The 16,015-nt window shown below is 61.4% G+C and carries 12 protein-coding genes, 1 tRNA gene and 1 pseudogene; 5 read left to right on the top strand and 9 right to left on the bottom strand.

Annotation, left to right across the window (positions count from 1 at the left end; genetic code table 11):
* The 3 genes from ffh to Q0K02_RS03160 all read left to right on the top strand — a co-directional run.
* On the top strand, positions 1 to 1,500 hold a 1,500-nt coding region (gene ffh / locus Q0K02_RS03170), incomplete at its 5' end, for a signal recognition particle protein (protein ID WP_294484991.1).
* A gap of 31 nt (positions 1,501 to 1,531) precedes the next feature.
* Positions 1,532 to 1,771, top strand: a complete 240-nt coding sequence (gene rpsP / locus Q0K02_RS03165) for a 30S ribosomal protein S16 (RefSeq protein WP_294484990.1) — start codon at positions 1,532 to 1,534, stop codon at positions 1,769 to 1,771.
* A gap of 1,406 nt (positions 1,772 to 3,177) precedes the next feature.
* On the top strand, positions 3,178 to 4,545 hold the full coding sequence (locus Q0K02_RS03160) for an MATE family efflux transporter (protein ID WP_294484989.1): 1,368 nt from the start codon (positions 3,178 to 3,180) through the stop codon (positions 4,543 to 4,545).
* 285 nt (positions 4,546 to 4,830) lie between these two features.
* On the opposite strand, the gene Q0K02_RS03155 is transcribed toward Q0K02_RS03160, so the two are convergent.
* From Q0K02_RS03155 to Q0K02_RS03140, 4 genes are all read right to left on the bottom strand, one after another.
* Positions 4,831 to 5,886, bottom strand: a complete 1,056-nt coding sequence (locus tag Q0K02_RS03155; protein WP_294484988.1) for a type II asparaginase — start codon at positions 5,884 to 5,886, stop codon at positions 4,831 to 4,833.
* A 379-nt stretch (positions 5,887 to 6,265) separates the two neighbouring features.
* Positions 6,266 to 6,577 (bottom strand): HU family DNA-binding protein, encoded by a 312-nt coding sequence (locus tag Q0K02_RS03150; protein ID WP_294445511.1) that lies wholly within the window; start codon positions 6,575 to 6,577, stop codon positions 6,266 to 6,268.
* Between the two features lie 146 nt (positions 6,578 to 6,723).
* Positions 6,724 to 7,659 (bottom strand): SAM-dependent methyltransferase, encoded by a 936-nt coding sequence (locus Q0K02_RS03145; RefSeq protein ID WP_294484986.1) that lies wholly within the window; start codon positions 7,657 to 7,659, stop codon positions 6,724 to 6,726.
* Positions 7,649 to 9,298 (bottom strand): AMP-binding protein, encoded by a 1,650-nt coding sequence (locus tag Q0K02_RS03140; RefSeq protein ID WP_294484984.1) that lies wholly within the window; start codon positions 9,296 to 9,298, stop codon positions 7,649 to 7,651. Before Q0K02_RS03140 ends, Q0K02_RS03145 begins: the two co-directional genes overlap by 11 nt.
* A gap of 294 nt (positions 9,299 to 9,592) precedes the next feature.
* On the opposite strand from Q0K02_RS03140, the gene hypF reads away from it, so the two are divergent.
* The gene (gene hypF / locus Q0K02_RS03135; protein WP_294484983.1) at positions 9,593 to 12,046 is read left to right on the top strand and encodes a carbamoyltransferase HypF; all 2,454 of its coding nucleotides are present in this window, start codon (positions 9,593 to 9,595) and stop codon (positions 12,044 to 12,046) included.
* A 65-nt stretch (positions 12,047 to 12,111) separates the two neighbouring features.
* On the opposite strand, the gene mltG is transcribed toward hypF, so the two are convergent.
* Genes mltG through Q0K02_RS03120 form a run of 3 tightly spaced genes read right to left on the bottom strand, consistent with a single transcriptional unit; the run spans position 12,112 to position 14,229 of the window.
* Positions 12,112 to 13,284: an endolytic transglycosylase MltG gene (mltG, locus tag Q0K02_RS03130; RefSeq protein WP_294484982.1), complete on the bottom strand. Its 1,173-nt coding sequence runs from the start codon at positions 13,282 to 13,284 to the stop codon at positions 12,112 to 12,114.
* On the bottom strand, positions 13,281 to 13,709 hold the full coding sequence (gene ruvX, locus Q0K02_RS03125; protein ID WP_294484981.1) for a Holliday junction resolvase RuvX: 429 nt from the start codon (positions 13,707 to 13,709) through the stop codon (positions 13,281 to 13,283). Before ruvX ends, mltG begins: the two co-directional genes overlap by 4 nt.
* Before the next feature lie 4 nt (positions 13,710 to 13,713).
* Entirely contained in the window at positions 13,714 to 14,229 is a 516-nt protein-coding gene (locus Q0K02_RS03120) for a phosphatidylglycerophosphatase A (RefSeq protein WP_294484980.1), read from the bottom strand.
* 162 nt (positions 14,230 to 14,391) lie between these two features.
* Here Q0K02_RS03120 and Q0K02_RS03115 point away from each other — a divergent pair.
* A tRNA-Leu gene (locus Q0K02_RS03115) sits at positions 14,392 to 14,478 on the top strand.
* Positions 14,479 to 14,698: 220 nt separating this feature from the next.
* Here the strand turns inward: Q0K02_RS03115 and Q0K02_RS03110 are convergent.
* Positions 14,699 to 15,394 carry a LysR family transcriptional regulator substrate-binding protein gene (locus Q0K02_RS03110; protein ID WP_294484979.1) on the bottom strand — a complete coding sequence of 232 codons (696 nt, stop codon included), beginning with the start codon at positions 15,392 to 15,394 and terminating at the stop codon, positions 14,699 to 14,701.
* Between the two features lie 57 nt (positions 15,395 to 15,451).
* A pseudogene (locus Q0K02_RS12360) lies at positions 15,452 to 15,646 on the bottom strand (LysR family transcriptional regulator); the annotation flags it as partial.
* Between the last annotated feature and the right edge of the window lie 369 nt (positions 15,647 to 16,015).

The raw sequence follows: 16,015 nt of genomic DNA, 5'->3' as shown, positions 1-16,015 counted from the left end.
CTGACAGACCGACTCTCCGGCGTGTTCCGCAATCTCAGCGGCCGCGCTCAGCTCACGGAATCCAATATCCAGGACGCTCTGCGTGAAGTCCGACTCGCGCTTCTTGAAGCCGACGTCAACTTCAAGATCGTCAAGGAATTCGTGGATCGCGTGCGCGAGGCCGCGCTCGGCGTGCAGGTCATGAAGGGCGTGACGCCCGCGCAGCAGGTCATCCAGGTCGTTCACGACGAACTGGTCAAGCTGCTCGGCGGCGACGACACCGAACTCAAGCTGCAGGGCGCGCAGCCCGCGGTCATTCTCATGGTGGGCCTTCAGGGCTCCGGTAAAACCACCTCTTCGGGCAAGCTGGCCCTTCTTCTGCGCAAGCAGAAGATGCGCCCCTACCTCGTGCCCGCCGACGTGTACCGTCCCGCCGCCATCGATCAGCTCCGCACGCTGGCCAAGCAGCTCGACATCCCCTGCTTCGAGTCCACGCCGGACATGAATCCCGTGGACATCGCCCGCGCGGCCGTGGAGGACGCGAAGGCGAAGCAGTGCACCGTGGTCATTCTCGACACCGCGGGCCGTCTCCACGTGGACGAGCCGCTCATGCAGGAACTTGTGTCCATCAAGGGCGCGGTGCATCCTCAGGAAATCCTGTTCGTGGCGGACGCCATGACCGGTCAGGACGCCGTGACCGTCGCCGAATCGTTCAATGAACATCTCGGCATTACGGGCGTGGTCCTCACCAAGATGGACGGCGACGCCCGCGGCGGCGCGGCGCTCTCCATCAAGTCGGTCACGGGCGCGCCGGTAAAATTTGTCGGTATGGGCGAAAAGCTTTCCGAAATGGAAGTGTTCCATCCCGACCGTGTTGCGGGCCGCATCCTCGGCATGGGCGACGTGCTCACCCTGCTGGAAAAGGCGCAGAGCGAAATGAAGGCCGAAGAGGCCGAAGCTCTCGCCAAGAAGATGCAGAAGGCCAAGTTCGACCTTGAAGACTTCCGCACCCAGATGCGTCACATGCGCAAGCTGGGCTCCCTTGAATCCATCATGAAGCTGATCCCCGGCCTCGGCGGTCTCGCGAGCAAGCTCGGCGACATGAGCGGACACGAAAAGGAACTCAACAAGACGGAAGCCATCCTGAACTCCATGACGAATCAGGAGCGCCGCAACCCCGACATCATCAACGGCAGCCGCAGGGCCCGCATCGCCAAGGGTTCGGGCACACAGGTGCAGGACGTGAACACGCTTCTGCGCCAGTTCGAACAGATGAAGAAAATGATGCAGTCCATGATGCAGCCCAACCGTCACGCGCCCCGAATTCCCCAGGGCATGATGAACAGGCTGGGAGGCATGGGCGGCATGCCGGGCTTGGGTGGTCTGCCCGGCATGGGCGGTCTGCCGGGAATGGGCGGAATGCCGGGACTGCCCGGCGGAGTGCCCGGAATCCCTGGCAGCGGAAAGTCCGCTACCAAGAAGAAACGCGACAAGCAGAAACGTAAAAACAAAAAAAGGTAGCCCCGCTGCCTATCCCTATCAGGAGTGAGATATGTCCGTTAAAGTGAGAATGACCCGCTCTGGTTCCAAGAAGCGTCCCTTCTACCGCATCGTGGCCATCAACAGCGACAGCCGCCGTGACGGTCGCCCGCTGGAATTTCTGGGCTACTACAACCCCAACACCAACCCCGGCACCCTGAGCATCGACAACGAAAAGCTTCAGGCCTGGGTCGGCAAGGGCGCCGAACTGTCCGACACCGTGCGCACCCTTCTCAAGAAGCTGGGCAAGTAAGGTATTTCCTTCGTGGACTCGTTCCCGTCTCCCGCTTCGGCGGCCGACGGGTTTTCGAGTTTAAACGAAGGAATATTTTTTTTGACGATGCGCGGCGCGTGAGCCGTGGCGTCCTGCCGACGGTGCGGCGTGAAGGTTTTGCCGAGCCGTGCGGGCGCGAGCCTCTGGAAGGGCCTCTGGAAGGGGCTTGTGGAACTCTCGGCGGACGCGCCGTGCGTTTGTGAGTGCGAGCCGAGGAAGATGTGCTCGAGGCACGGGGGAAGCGTCGATGCCGCACAGCTGCTGCGCGGGGCGGAGGGAATTTTCCGCACGGCTCATCGCCTTCGGTCTCCGGCCACCTCTTCGTGAGGCTGAGAGAGTCCCGGCGCTTTTCTTTCCCCGTCGGTCGGAACGCCTCTGCACGAGGTGAGGGAGCTGCCCTGATCGGCGCAGAAAGACGTTTTGTGAGTCGCGCAGAACAGCCCTGTCCGCAAAGACGCGGCAAGCCTGTTTCTGCCGGAGCCCAAGGCCCCCGTTGCACGGCAAGGCCGTGAGGCGCAGGGCGCGACTGGGCTGCGGACTCGCGGCAAGGGAACGGCGTCCGGCGCAGATTTTGTGCCGGGGAGAAGAAAGCCTCGGAGCGGCCAACGCCAGGGCGTCCCGCGCCGGATGGACTCGCGAGAGTTCCTTGCCGGAACGATGCGCGTCAGGCGGTTTATGCCGCGTGGCAGCGTCAGGGAACGCCGTGTCCGGGGCGGTCGCATCAGGGGGCCTGAGGGCCCGCGTCGGGGCATCCACGAGCGGATTGCGTCACGTTTCGGCGCGGCTTGGACAACGCTCTGTGCGCCGTCTCCGGCTCGCTGCTGACCTGACTGCGTTCGGCCCGGAGCTCGGCCTTTGGCGCAACTCGACGGCCCTGCACGGCGCAGACGGGAAAACGACGCGCGTTTTCCGGCGAGCGCTTCGCGCGACGCAGGCTCCACAACGCGGAGCGCTTTGAGCAAAGCGTTTTGCCTGCCGCAGGTTCCGCCGCGTCGCGCCCCGGCTTTCAGGGCAGGAGATGGGCGGGAGCGCGCAGCATCGTGCAACGTTCAGAACGCTCCCGCAAAAGGGCGACCCCGCGAGGCGCCTTTCGTGAGGGCGGCTTCCGCCGGGCTGTCCGCCCTTTGTTTGCCGACGGGCGTCGGCGCAACATGTTCCGGCAAAACCTGCCTTGTCTTTGCAGGTCGCCGCCTCTGCCGAATGTTCGGCCGTTTTTTGTTCGGAGCAGCGCTCCGCGTTTTCGGCGTTGCCAGCCGCGCCTTCGGGCCGCAGCCCGTACCGCCGCCTTTCAAACCGTAACCTGAAAAAGGGATGAGGTTCGAAACAGGGAAGCCGTTCGGCTTCTCTTCCCCGCAAGACCTCCTCTCCCACCGGGAGGAGCCATCATGTTCAGGCATTTCAGCAAACAGGAAGCCCGCAACCTGGTCTTTCTCGCCGTTCCCGTCTTTCTCGGGCAGATAGCGCAGATTGCCATGTCCTTCGTGGACACCGTGGTCGCCGGGCGCGCCGGCACCGTCGATATGGCGGCCGTCGCGGTGGCCACGTCGTTCTGGATTCCCGGCACCATGTTCGGGCAGGGCCTTCTCATGGCCATCACGCCCCTCGTGGCGCAGGCGCTCGGCGCGGGCAACAGGATCAAGAGCAGGCATTTTCTGCGTCAGGGCCTGTGGCTTGCCGCAGGCATTTCCGTGCTGCTCATGGCCGTGTTCCTTGTCATCAGCCGCACCATCGTCCAATGGGGAACCATGGATGCGCAGCTTGCACAGAAAACGTCGGAATACCTCTTCGCCGTGCTCTGGGGCGTGCCCGCGCTCATGTTCTTCGTGGTGCAGCGCTGCTTTCTGGAAGGCCACGGCAGAACGCGTCCCGCCATGGTGGCCGGATTCGTGGGGCTTGCGCTCAACGTGCCGCTCAACATCATCTTCGTGTTCGGCAAGTTCGGACTCCCCGCCATGGGAGCCGCAGGCTGCGGCGTGGCCACGGCCATTCTGTTCTGGTTCATGGCCGCGTCCATGACCTTCTTCGTCGTCCATACCGACAGGCCCGCCCTCGCCCTGGAAAAGCCCTCGTCCGCTATTCTCAGGCGCATGGCGCGCATAGGCCTGCCGAGCGCTTTTGCCATGCTCAACGAAAGGGCCGCCTTCGCCCTCATTGCGCTCATCGTCTCCCCGCTCGGCGTCACCACCGTATCCGGGCATCAGATTGCCATCAACGTGAGCGCCTTCGTGTGGATGTGTCCGTTCTCCATCGGCGCGGCGTCCACCATCCGCGTGGGCACACTGCTCGGCGCGGGCGACATCGAGGCCGCCAGACGGGCCAGACTCACAGCGCTCGCCATCACGCTTGCCATGGCCTGCGTGCTGGCCGCGCTCATTTACCTCGTGCGCTATCCCGTGGCGGCCCTGTACACCGAAGATCAGGCCGTCATTCAGATGGCCAGCCTGCTTCTGATCTGCGAAGTGTTCTACCAGTTCCCGGACGGCGTGCAGACCAACACCCTCTGTTCGCTGCGCGGCTGGAACGACACCAAGGCCATTTTCTGCATCTCCTTCGTGGCGTACTGGATAGTCAGCCTGCCCCTCGGCTGGACGCTGTGCATGACCGATCTGCTCACGCCGCAGCCTCTGGGCGTGCTCGGCTTCTGGGTGGCGCTCATTGTGGGCCTCAGCGTAGCCGCCGTGCTCTACCTTGTGCGCATTCACAAGCTGGAGCATCTCTCCGTGGCCGACATGAAGAAAAAAATAGGTCGCTGACCTTTCGCAGGTTTGCGCGCGGAAGCGCCGGAAAACGCATTCTCGGGCGTTTTCCGGCGCTTCTCGTCTGTTCCTCTACTACTTCAACCAAAGAGCTTTCCTGTTCCGTATCTGTGCTTCTGTATCCTCCTGTGCTGCATTGTTCCATCGATAAGGCGATGGAGGAAAATTTTGCGCGTTCGACCTCGGCTTGGAGGGCGCGTAAGCGGGCCCTTGCGGGCCCGCTTACGCGCATGGCGTACAGAGACCCCCTAGTCCTGCGGGGTCAGGCCCCGCGCTCTGCCGTCAATATGTGGCGAACATGCGCTGAATTTCGTTGCGGTCCTTGGTCACGGTCAGGGCCAGAGTGAGCAGCACGCGGGCCTTCTGCGGATTCAGATTGTCGGCCGTGAGGAATCCGGGCTCCGCATCCTTGCTGCTCGGAGTGACCATGCCGGAACCGGTGCGGGAGCTGCGCACGACGATAAGTCCTTTCTTGGAGGCTTCGGTCAGAACGGCCCGGGAAACGTTGGAAAGGCTGCCGCAGCCGGAACCGGCTTCAATAAGCCCCTCTGCGCCGGAAGAAACGGACGCCATGTGCATTTTTTCGTCGCCGCCGAGCGTCTGATAGGCAATGTCCACGCGGGGCAGCGTCGTCAGCTTGGAAACGTCGAATTCCGTGTCCTTGGTGTGCTTGCGCACCGGAGCGCGATAAAACACGGGCTTGTAGTCGATCACGTAGCCGAGCATGCCGAAGTCCGGAGTCTTGAAGGTTTCCACGGCGAGGGTGTTGGTCTTCGTCACTTCGCGGGCGGCGTTGATCTGACCGTTCATGACCACGAGCACGCCCTTGCCTCTGGCTTCTTCGGAACCGGCCACGCCCACGGCGTTGAGCAGATTCAGCGGGCCGTCGGCGCTGATGGCCGTGGCCGGACGCATGGCGCCCACGAGCACTACGGGCTTGTCGCTCTTGACCACCAGATTCAGGAAGTACGCCGTTTCCTCCAGCGTATCCGTGCCGTGCGTGACCACGATGCCGTCGCACTCGTCGGTGGCGAGAAGCTCATTTGCCCGCTTGGCGAGCTTGAGCCAGTTGTCGAAGGTAAGATTGCCGCTTCCGGTGTTGGCGATCTGTTCGGCCGACACCTTGGCTATGGTGGAGATGGAGGGCACGGCGTCGATGAGCTGCTGTGCCGTGAGGTCGCCGGCCTTGTAGTCCGTCAGCTGGGTGCTCGACGGCGCGGAACCGGCAATGGTGCCGCCGGTGGCAAGAATGGTGACTTTGGGAAGCTCTGCGCCGAAGGCGGAGCCCGTTATCAGTACGACGAGGGAAACACTGAACAGCAGTGATCTGATCTTCATGGCCGTCTCCTTTTTGCCTGCATGGTTGCTACGTATGAAGCAAAAGTCGTGCCAAACTGGGAAAATCAACGATCTCAAACTGTTGCCCGAATACTGCTGGAAAGGGCGATACAACCGCGTACTGTTCTTCGCCTTCTCTGGTACAAAGTAGTCAGGCGCATCCGCGTCCGGGCGGGGATTTCGGGCTTTTGCCGGGCGTTGCGGGCCGGGGGGAGGCCGCGCTTATCCTGCCGAGGGCGCGGCGGTAGCGCGGGGGACGGAGCGGGGAGAATTTTCCGAAATGTGGCGCGCGGCCCCGCCCGGGACATCCGGCGCGATTAAAAAAAAACAGACCGCCCGCAAACGCGGACGGCCTATTCCACAGACGCTCGAAGCGCTGTTACTTGATAGCATCCTTAAGAGCCTTGCCGGGAAGGAACTTCACAACGGAGCAGGCGGGGATTTCAATCTTCTCGTTGGTGCGAGGGTTACGGCCGGTACGAGGTGCACGCTTGACAACCTTGAAGCTGCCAAAGCCCATCAGGGTGATGGAATCGCCAGAAGCAAGACACTCAGAGATGGCAGAAATCACAGCGTCCAGAGCTGCTTCCGATTTTACTTTCGTCTCAAGTCCGCTTTTGGCGTAGATCTTCTCGACCAGTTCAGCTTTCGTCATGGTTTCACTCTCCCAAAAATTTTTTGACTCTTTCACTGAGTCACTTTTCAGTAGAATGAGAATCCCCGTATGTCAAGCTCAGCTCAGCTAACCAAAGAAAATTTTTATGGAAAAGCCTTTGCCGGGCTTTTTCGGAGCATTCTCTGAACAGCCCTAAACGCAAGTGCCGCAAGCCTTGTGCCCTACGCGGCTCGCCTTCGCATTTTTCCGAGGTTCACCCACGTCAGCTCGTGCTTGTTGCACGAAAGGTGCATGACCTGCGAGCCCGGAATTTCCCGAAACGCCTGCACCACAGCGTGATCGGTGCTTCCCTGAAGTTTGAGCGTACACACGAAGTTCTCCGCGGCGTCGGCTTCAATCCACGCCTTCACCGTGCCGAGAAGACGCTCGGGATAGCAGGCCATGTCGGAAAACAGCCAGTCCACATGGCCCGCGGTCTGCGGTTCCAGTCCGAACCCGCTGCCGAGGCAGTGATCGACGCCCTTCATGGCCGCGACGCGCGGATCAATGGGCGACTTGTCGATGCTGAACACGCTTGCCCCCAGGGAGGCGATGACCCATGTCCAGCCGCCGGGAGCGGAGCCGAGATCGAGGCAGAGTTCGCCGCTCTTCGGGCCGTCGCCCAGCAGGGTGAAGGTTTCCCACAGCTTGAGGTAGGCGCGGCTCGGCGGATTGACCTTGTCTTCCTCGAAGCGGACTTCCCCGTCGGGAAACGCGGAACTGCACGTGGCGGACACGAGCAGCGTGTCGTGATCCCAGAGCGTCCAGGAGCCGAGGGGCGAGGTGGGCGCACTCTCGCCGAAGACGAGCGGCTTCGCCTTCACCGGCGGAAGCTGCTGCTCGATGAGCGCGGCGCGACGGTGAAAATCCACGGCGTGCAGCTTCCAGTTGCGCTGGATGGATTTGAGCGTGCGCACCGCGTTGCCCACGGACGTGATGGGCTGAAAGAACGGCTCAAGCCAGATGTTCTGGGCCCAGGCGGAATGGAACAGGCCTTCGGCGAGCACCAGCCGTTCCTTCACTTCGAGCACGCGCACGTTGTGGAGCCTGAGTTCGTCCAGAAGATCCTGCTCAAAGCCCCGCGCCGCCAGATAGACGATGAGCGGCTTACTTGACATTGGGGAACAGCTCCGCCGCCATTTCGCGCAGCTTGAACTTCTGCACCTTGCCGTTGGCCGTTTTGGGGAAGTCGTTCACCACGGCCACGTAGCGCGGAATCTTGTGCCAGGCCACGCGGCCGCGGCAGAAGTCGCGCACGTCCTCGGGGCGCACGGTCTTGCCTTCGCAGGGAATGAGAAAGGCCGCCACGTCTTCGCCGTAGCGCCGGGAGGGTATGCCCAGCACCTGCACGTCGCGCACGGCATCCATTTCCAGCAGAAATTCTTCGATTTCCCTGGGATAGATGTTCTCGCCGCCGCGCACGATCATGTCCTTGATGCGGCCCGTGATGCGCAGGTAGCCTTCTTCGTCCATCACGCCGAGGTCGCCGGTGTGCAGCCAGCCTTCCGCATCGATGGTTTCCGCCGTGGCCTCGGGCATGTTGAAGTATCCCTTCATCACGTTGTAGCCGCGGCAGCAGATTTCTCCCTGCACGTTGCAGGGCACGGTTTCATGGGTCACGGGATCGCGCAGCTTCACTTCCACGCCTTCCAGCGCGCTGCCCACGGAGCGGCCGCGATGCTCGTCGCTTTCCGTGATGCCGGTCATGGTGATGACCGGAGAGCATTCGGTGAGCCCGTAGGGAATGACGATGGCCGCAAGTCCCATGGCGTCCATCACCTGCCGGATGAGAGGCTCGGGGCACACGGAGCCGCTCATGAGGCCGAAGCGCAGACTGGAAAAATCGTACTGGCTGAAACGCCGATGCCCCAGCATGGAAATGTAGGTGGACGGCACGCCGTACACGCCGGTGCATTTTTCGTCCTGAATGGCGGCCATGACGCGTTCCGGCGAAAAGGTTTCCGTGATCACCATGGTGGCGCCGTGACTGACGCACGCGAGCACGCCCACCACGCATCCGAGGCAGTGGAAGAGCGGCAGCGGAATGATGACGCGGTCCTGTTCGGTGAGCTCTTCGCGTTCGCCCACGCAGTAGCCGTTGTTGCCTATGCCCACGTGGGTGAGCATGACGCCCTTGGGAAAGCCCGTCGTGCCCGAGGTGTACTGCATGTTGACCACGTCGTAGGGCTTCACCAGCGCCTTGCGCGCCTCGTACTCGGCGTCGGAAATTTCTCCGGCCCGGTTCAGAATGGCGGAAAGCGGCAGCACGCCGGGATGCGGAATGTCCTTGAGGCTCATGACGCGGCGAAGATGCGGAAACTTTTCGCAGTGCAGCTCGCCTTCGTGCTGATCCTTCAGGTTGGGAATGACGCGGTAGAGCGCCGACACGTAATCGTAATCGAGAAAGCCGTCGATGCAGAAAAAGTTTTCGCATTCCGACTGGCGGATGAGATATTCAAGTTCGCTGTCGCGATAGTTGGTGTTCACCGCAAGCAGCGTCGCGCCGATGCGCGCGGCGGCGAACATGAGGGTCACCCAGTTGGGCACGTTGGTGGCCCACAGGGCAATCTTCTCGCCGGGCTGCACGCCCAGCGCCATCAGACCCCGTCCCAGCCTGTCCACCGTGTCGGCAAACTCGCTCCAGGTCTGCCGGTAATCGTGCCCCACATAAACAAGGGCCTCACGATCGGGGAAACGCATGACGGTCTCGTCCAGCATCTGGCCGAGAGTGCGTTCCTGCAGCTTGAATTCAGACATGTTCCGTTCCTTGACATCAGTGCGCGGAAAATCCGGGGCCAGAGGACGAACAGCCGGGCAGCCGCCGCCGTGAGAGCAAACCTCGACATGGAAGGTTCCCCGGAGGAATCTGCCATTTTCATCGCTTCCGTGGAAATGAAGGGACGAAAAAACCTCTCTCGGCAGCTTCCAGTCCGGACATCTTATGGCATTGCGGGCGCTTTCTCAAGGAAAAATGCAGTCCTTTCCCGTTTGCTCGTGCGGGGCGCTTTTCTTCGACGGCGGCGGAGGCTATACTGCGCGCCGGAGGATCGCATGAGGGCAAGGCACATCTACACGGTCACGGGCCAGGTTCAGGGCGTGGGGTTCAGACCCTTCATCTATCGGGAGGCGTCGCAGCTCGGGCTCACGGGAAGCGTGGGCAACACTCCCGAAGGCGTGCGCATCGAAGTGCAGGGGGAGGAGGCCGCGCTGGAACTTTTCGCCTCTTTTCCGGAGCGCGTGCCGCCGCTCGCCCGCATCGCCTCTCTGGAGCGGCGTGAGGCCGGACTTGTGGAGAACGAGAGCGAATTTCGCATTCACGAAAGCCGGGAGGGCGGGCATCGCGGTCACCGCGTGCTGGTGAGCCCGGATGTCGCCCCCTGCGATGCGTGCCTTGCCGACATGGCCGATCCGGGCAACCGGCGCTTCGGCTACGCCTTCACCAACTGCACGAACTGCGGGCCGCGCTACACCATTACGCGATCCATTCCCTACGACAGACCGGTGACCAGCATGGCCTGTTTTCCCATGTGCGCGCCGTGCGCCGAAGAATATCACGATCCGGCCGACCGGCGCTTTCACGCCCAGCCCAACGCCTGCCCGGACTGCGGCCCCGTGTTCTGGCTGGACGGCGATCCGGCGCGGCTGCGCGAGGCAGAAAGCGCGCTTTTTGCCCGGGGCGCGGCGCTTGATGACGCCCGCGAAGCCCTGCACGAGGAGAGAAGGAAGCGTTACGGCCTGCCGGAGCACGTCGTCATGGGCAACGCCGCCGTGCTTCTTCTGCTTGACGCGCTCAGGCAGGGCAGGATTGCCGCCGTGCGCGGACTCGGCGGCTTTCATCTGGTCTGCGACGCGCGAAATGCCGACGCCGTGGCCGAGCTTCGCCGCCGCAAGGCGCGTCCGCACAAGGCTCTTGCCGTCATGACCGCGGATCTGGACGCGGCGGAGCGCGTGGCCGTGATCGGCGAAGGCGCGGCAAAGCTTCTTTGTTCGCCGCGCCGCCCCATCGTCATCTGCCCCCGGAAAACGGCGGACGAAAGCCGCGACGCGCTGCCCGACCTGCTTGCCCCGGACACGGCGAGCATCGGCCTCATGCTGCCGTCCACGCCGCTGCATCATCTGCTCTTTCATCCCGAATGGGCGGGCGGACGCCGCGAAGACGCGCTGCCCGCGCTGGTCATGACCTCGGGCAATCCGCACGGCGCGCCCCTGTGCCTCGGCAACCGGGAGGCAAAGGAGCGTCTCGGTTCCATGGCCGATCTTTTTCTTTGTCACGACAGGGACATTCTCGTGCGCGTGGACGACTCCGTCATGTTTCCCGCGGAGAGCGCTCCCGATCGTCCTGCCGCGCCGAAGCTCATGGTGCGCCGCGCGCGGGGCTTTGTGCCCGAGCCCGTGCGTCTGCCCGAGCGCCCTTTTGCCGAAGCCGCGGACTCGGTGTTTGCCGCAGGCGCGGAGCTCAAGCACACCTTCTGCCTCACCCGGGGCCGGGAAGCATTTGTGAGCCAGCACCTCGGCGACGTGAGCCGCCCGGAGAATTTCGCATTTTTTGAGGAGACGCTGAAACATCTTTTGCGTCTTCTGGAAGTGGAGCCGCGCGTGGTGGTGCGCGATCTGCATCCGGACTATCTTTCGAGCCGCCTTGCCGACGATGTCGCCGCTTCGCGCGGCCTTGAGGAGCTCACGCTCCAGCATCACGTTGCGCACGTGTGCGCCGTCATGGCCGAGCACGGCCTGTCTTCACCCGTGCTCGGGCTTGCGCTGGACGGTTCCGGCCTCGGCGACGACGGCACGATCTGGGGCGGCGAACTTCTGCTCGTCTCGCCCGGAAGCTGGCAGCGTCTGGGACGTTTTTCGCCCTTTGCCCTGCCCGGCGGAGAAGCGGCCATCCGTTCGCCCTGGCGCACGGCGCAGGCTCTGTGGCGCGCGGCCGGACTTTCGGGCGAAGCGCCGTGGCTTGCCGCCTCCCCGGAGCGCGCAAAACTTGCGCCCATGATCGACGAAATGCTGCATCACGGCATCCGCTGCCCGCTCACCTCAAGCTGCGGCCGTCTTTTCGACGCGTTTTCCGCCCTCTGCGGCCGCTGCTTCGACATCACCTATGAAGGACAGGCTGCCATCCGTCTGGAAGAAGCGCAGGACAGGCGGGAATCCGGAGCCTACGAGCTGCCTTTGCGGGAACGGGACGGCCTGCTGGAAGCCGACGTGGTTGCGCTGTTTGCGCAGGCCGCCCGGGACGCCGCCGAACCGGGCCGTCTTGCCCGGCGCTTTCATCGGGGACTTGCGCTTGGGCTGGCCCGCTGGGCCCGTGCGGCGGCGGATGCTTCCGGCGTGCTCGACGTGGCGCTTGGCGGCGGCGTGTTCAACAACCGCACCCTGCTTGCGGAACTTCCCGCCGAACTGCGCCGCCTCGGCCTTCGTCCGCTGCTGCCCTGCGCCATGCCCGCAGGCGACGGTTCCATTTCTCTCGGTCAGGCCCTCTGGGGCGACTGGTTTCTCGGCGCGTGAGGCGTTCGGACGCAAAAAGGGCGGACTTCTGAAAAGTCCGCCCTTTCTCCTGCCCATGCGGGGTATTATTTTTTCGAGGCCCTCACGGCGGCGCGATAGTCGCGCACGGCGCGGTTGTGATCGGAAAGCGTTTTGGAGAAGGTGTGTCCCCTGTCGCGGCCTGTGGCCACAAAGTAGAGGTAGTCGTGCTTTTCCGGGTGAATGGCCGCTTCAAGCGCGGACACGCCGAAGGAGCAGATGGGCCCCGGCGGAAGGCCCGGATTCTGATAGGTGTTGTAGCGGTTGTTGGCGTTGTCGAGCTGACTGCGCAGCAGCGGGCCGTCGAAATTGCGTCCGAGGCCGTAGATCACCGTGGGGTCGGCCTGCAGAAGCATGTTCTTTTCCAGCCTGTTGGCGTACACTCCCGCCACGCGGGCGCGCTCTTCGGGTACGCCGGTTTCCTTTTCCACGATGGAGGCGAGCGTGACGATGCGCTTCAGCTCTTCCGCAGAGGGGCGCTTGCCGTCGGGCCAGAGCCTGTCGGCCCGACGCCAGAACATTTCCACCAGACGGTTGGCCACGGCTCTGGCCGCGTCTCTGTCCAGCTCGCGCGGATGCGGCAGAAGATAGGTGTCCGGGAAGAGAAAGCCTTCCGCAGAGTCGAAGGGAATGCCCCAGTGCCGGAGAAATTCCGGGTCATGAATGACGGACGTAAAGTCCGCCGCCTTGCAGAATCCGCCTTCCTCCACCAGTTCGGCCACATCCCACCAGGCAAGCCCTTCGCGGATGGTCAGCCGGTAGAGCATGGCCTTTCCCGACACCAGCATGTCCAGCACCGTTTCCGGAAGCCAGCCCGTGCTGACCAGAAAACGTCCGGCCTGAATGTGACGGCTTTTTTCCTTGTACCGCACCAGCATCTGAAAGCGCCAGGCGTTGGTGACCACGCCTTCCTTCTCCAGCATGGCGGCCACCTGACCGAGATTCATGCCGGGTTCGATGTCCACGATGAGATTTTTCCCCGGCACGGACGGCGGCGTGTTCAGAAAGACGTCCGCATCGTGCCAGGCGTAGAGCCCTGCGGAAAGACACACCGCCAGCACAAAGCACAAAAGCCACAGCAGCGCGCGACGCTTTTTGCGGGGCTTTTGTTCCGGCGAGGGGCCGGAATGCCCGGCGACGCGCGTTTCGGAAGCGGCGGCGCCGCTCTCGTCCTTTTCCGGGGAAGGCTGTTCGTTCAAGCTGTCGTTGTTCGGACTCATGCCAGGAGTCTCCTTTCTTCCGGCTGGTCGAGAAAGCTTTCAAGAATGAGCACGGCGGCCTGCTGATCCACCACCTTTTTCACCTCGCGAAAGCCCATGCCGAAGTCGTAGAGTTCATGTTCCGCGGCCGCGCTGCTCAGCACTTCGTTCATCCAGTACACGGGCAGCGGCGTGCGGCGCTTCAAGGATTCCACAAAATGGCGCACCTGCACGGTGGTGAGGCATTCCGTGCCGTCGGTGTAGAGCGGCAGGCCCACCACGATGGCGTCGGCCTGTTCCTTGTCGAGCAGCTCCAGCAGCTGGGCGAAGAATGCCGCCTTGGTCTCCCGCTTCAGCGTGCAGCGGGGAAAGGCAAACGCGCCGTCCACATCGGAAACGGCAATGCCCACGCGCTTGAGACCGTAGTCGATGGCAACATATTTCATGGCGTTACAGCGTCAATGCGCCGGGAAACATCAGATTGATCACAAGCATGAGAACGCTCACGCACAAAAGCGCCCAGATTCCTGCCAGCACGTCGTCGATCATGATGCCCCAGCCGGAAGGCAGCCAGCTCTCCGAAGCGTGAACAGGCCACGGCTTCAGAATGTCGAAAACGCGGAAGAGGAGAAACGCCGCAAGAAGAAGCGCAACGTCCTTCCAGCCGGAAGCGGCGGAAAATCCGCCGAAGCCGAGCATGGTCACCCATTGGCCGACCAGCTCGTCGATGACCACGCAGCCCGGATCCTGCCGGTTCAGCAGAACTTCCGCGCGGGAGGCGGCCAGGCCGCCGAGAATGAAGAGCGCAAGCAGCACAACAAGCCGCCACGGCAGCGACAGCGGAAGAAAAAGCAGCGGAGCCAGCAGCGTGGCCAGAAAAGAGCCCGCCGTGCCCGGAGCCCTGGGCGCGAGTCCGGCCGGCCCGAGTCGGCAGAAGTGAAGAATAACGGTATCGAAGGAAGTCATGAAAAACCCCGTCTCATCAAGATTCGCTTCAGGATAGAAGCTCGCGCTTCTCTTGGCAAGGGGATGGACGAGGAACGCAACGCGGAGCGCCTGCTGGAAAAATCCGCCGTCGCATAAGCTTTTTCTTGTCATCCTTTGCCTGTGCTGGTACGAAAGAAACGTGCCCGGGTGGCGAAACTGGTATACGCAAGGGACTTAAAATCCCTCGTCCGCAAGGACTTGCGGGTTCAAGCCCCGCACCGGGTACCACAGGATGACGTAAAAGCCCCATGTTCTCAGGGAAAGAGCATGGGGCTTTTTTGCATCAAGAAAGCGGCGTTCTCTGGTTTTGCTGTCTTTTTTCGGGGTGAGCTGCGGAAATGCATGCGGAAAAAGTTTCGGCAATCTTGTGTTTCCGGGCTGCCGAGAGTACGGCATTCATGGAGATCGGCGACAGGGGATAGTCGTTGTTTTCCGTGCCCTCTGCACACTAAATAAATTCATGGATGTCTTTTGCGAAATTCATATTTTTCATGTTGTCCATAATGATGTTGATGAAATCCTGCTTGAATTTGGACACGCTGCTTTTCTTTCGTAAAACGATGCCGTACTGAAGCCCGGGAAGCAGAGAGCTCAGATCGATGACTCGTATTTTGTCGATGACGTTGAGACTTTTCAGAGAAAGCATGTCTATGATCGTGCAGCCGAGTCCCATGGCGACATAGTTCATGATGATGTAATAGCTGCTGCAAGAGAGAATGGAATTGTGCGACATGATTTCCTGTACCTGGCGGGGAACAAGACTGAAATTCGATATTTTCTCTCTTAAATTTATGGAAAAGGAAATATAGGGAAGCGTTTTCAGCTCTTCCATGGTTATGGAAGAGGAAAAACGTTCCGTCTGACTTCTGCTCACGGCCAGAAGAAACGGCGACCGGAAGAGCGGAATGAAGTCGAGCTCTTCGGAATCGCCGGATATGCCGACAAGGCCGAAATCATTTTGTCCGTTGGTGATGCTTGAATAGAGCAGCGACGGATGACCGCTGTTCAGCGAGACGTGAATGTTCGGATATCTTTCGTGAAAAAGAGAAAACGAACGGCCGAATTCTTCAGAGCCGAATATCGGCCTTGTTCCGGCAATGCGCATGAATCCGTATTGCGAGGCGTCGCAAAGTTCATCATGCATGCATGAAATGGTGTCAAATATCCTGAGAGTCCATGTTAAAAGATGTTTTCCTTCATCGGTAAGGATCATTTTGTTCTTTATTCTTGAGAACAGTACCACGTTAAGACTTTTTTCAAGAAGTTGTATGTGGTAGCTTACCGTGCTTTGAGTCCGGTTTATTTCATTTGATGCGTCAGAAACGCTTCCGCAGGTGGCCACATAGTAAAAGCTTCGCAATTGCTGCAAAAAGTCTCCAGCGATTTCCGGAATCATGCTTTCTCCCCCTGGCTCTGGTTGGGACGGGCGTTTGCTCTCAGCGTACACCAACGGCGTGAAAGAAGTCGAACTCAGGCCATCGAATTATTGGATAGTAGTATAAAAATAATAGTTTTGATTTTCACAAGCTGCCGGCGGTACAACGTATTCATGGTCAAGCTGCCGAATTCTTTCCATCTGCAAGTGTCCCCCGAAAACTATACAGATGCGGATGAATGACGGCAACGGGGAAAGCGTTCAGGAGTCCCCTCTGTACGGAAGCTGCGGGTGCCGCACGAGCCCAGACATGGGGCGGATGCCCGGCATGGAAGACGCGCTTCGGCATCGTTGCCTTTCCGTCAGCCTGTTCGCCTTTCGCCACGCTTC

The sequence above is a fragment of the uncultured Mailhella sp. genome (assembly GCF_944324995.1).
Taxonomy (GTDB): Bacteria; Desulfobacterota; Desulfovibrionia; order Desulfovibrionales; family Desulfovibrionaceae; genus Mailhella.
Note: the sequence above shows the minus strand (reverse complement) of the source record. Positions and strands in the feature narration are given on the sequence as shown.

Coding starts and splice junctions, on each gene's coding strand:
- mltG (WP_294484982.1), bottom strand. CDS start 13,284: ATGAGTCCGAACAACGACAGCTTGAACGAACAGCCTTCCCCGGAAAAG.
- ruvX (WP_294484981.1), bottom strand. CDS start 13,709: ATGAAATATGTTGCCATCGACTACGGTCTCAAGCGCGTGGGCATTGCC.
- rpsP (WP_294484990.1), top strand. CDS start 1,532: ATGTCCGTTAAAGTGAGAATGACCCGCTCTGGTTCCAAGAAGCGTCCC.
- Q0K02_RS03120 (WP_294484980.1), bottom strand. CDS start 14,229: ATGACTTCCTTCGATACCGTTATTCTTCACTTCTGCCGACTCGGGCCG.
- Q0K02_RS03160 (WP_294484989.1), top strand. CDS start 3,178: ATGTTCAGGCATTTCAGCAAACAGGAAGCCCGCAACCTGGTCTTTCTC.
- Q0K02_RS03140 (WP_294484984.1), bottom strand. CDS start 9,298: ATGTCTGAATTCAAGCTGCAGGAACGCACTCTCGGCCAGATGCTGGAC.
- Q0K02_RS03155 (WP_294484988.1), bottom strand. CDS start 5,886: ATGAAGATCAGATCACTGCTGTTCAGTGTTTCCCTCGTCGTACTGATA.
- Q0K02_RS03110 (WP_294484979.1), bottom strand. CDS start 15,394: ATGCATGATGAACTTTGCGACGCCTCGCAATACGGATTCATGCGCATT.
- Q0K02_RS03145 (WP_294484986.1), bottom strand. CDS start 7,659: ATGTCAAGTAAGCCGCTCATCGTCTATCTGGCGGCGCGGGGCTTTGAG.
- hypF (WP_294484983.1), top strand. CDS start 9,593: ATGAGGGCAAGGCACATCTACACGGTCACGGGCCAGGTTCAGGGCGTG.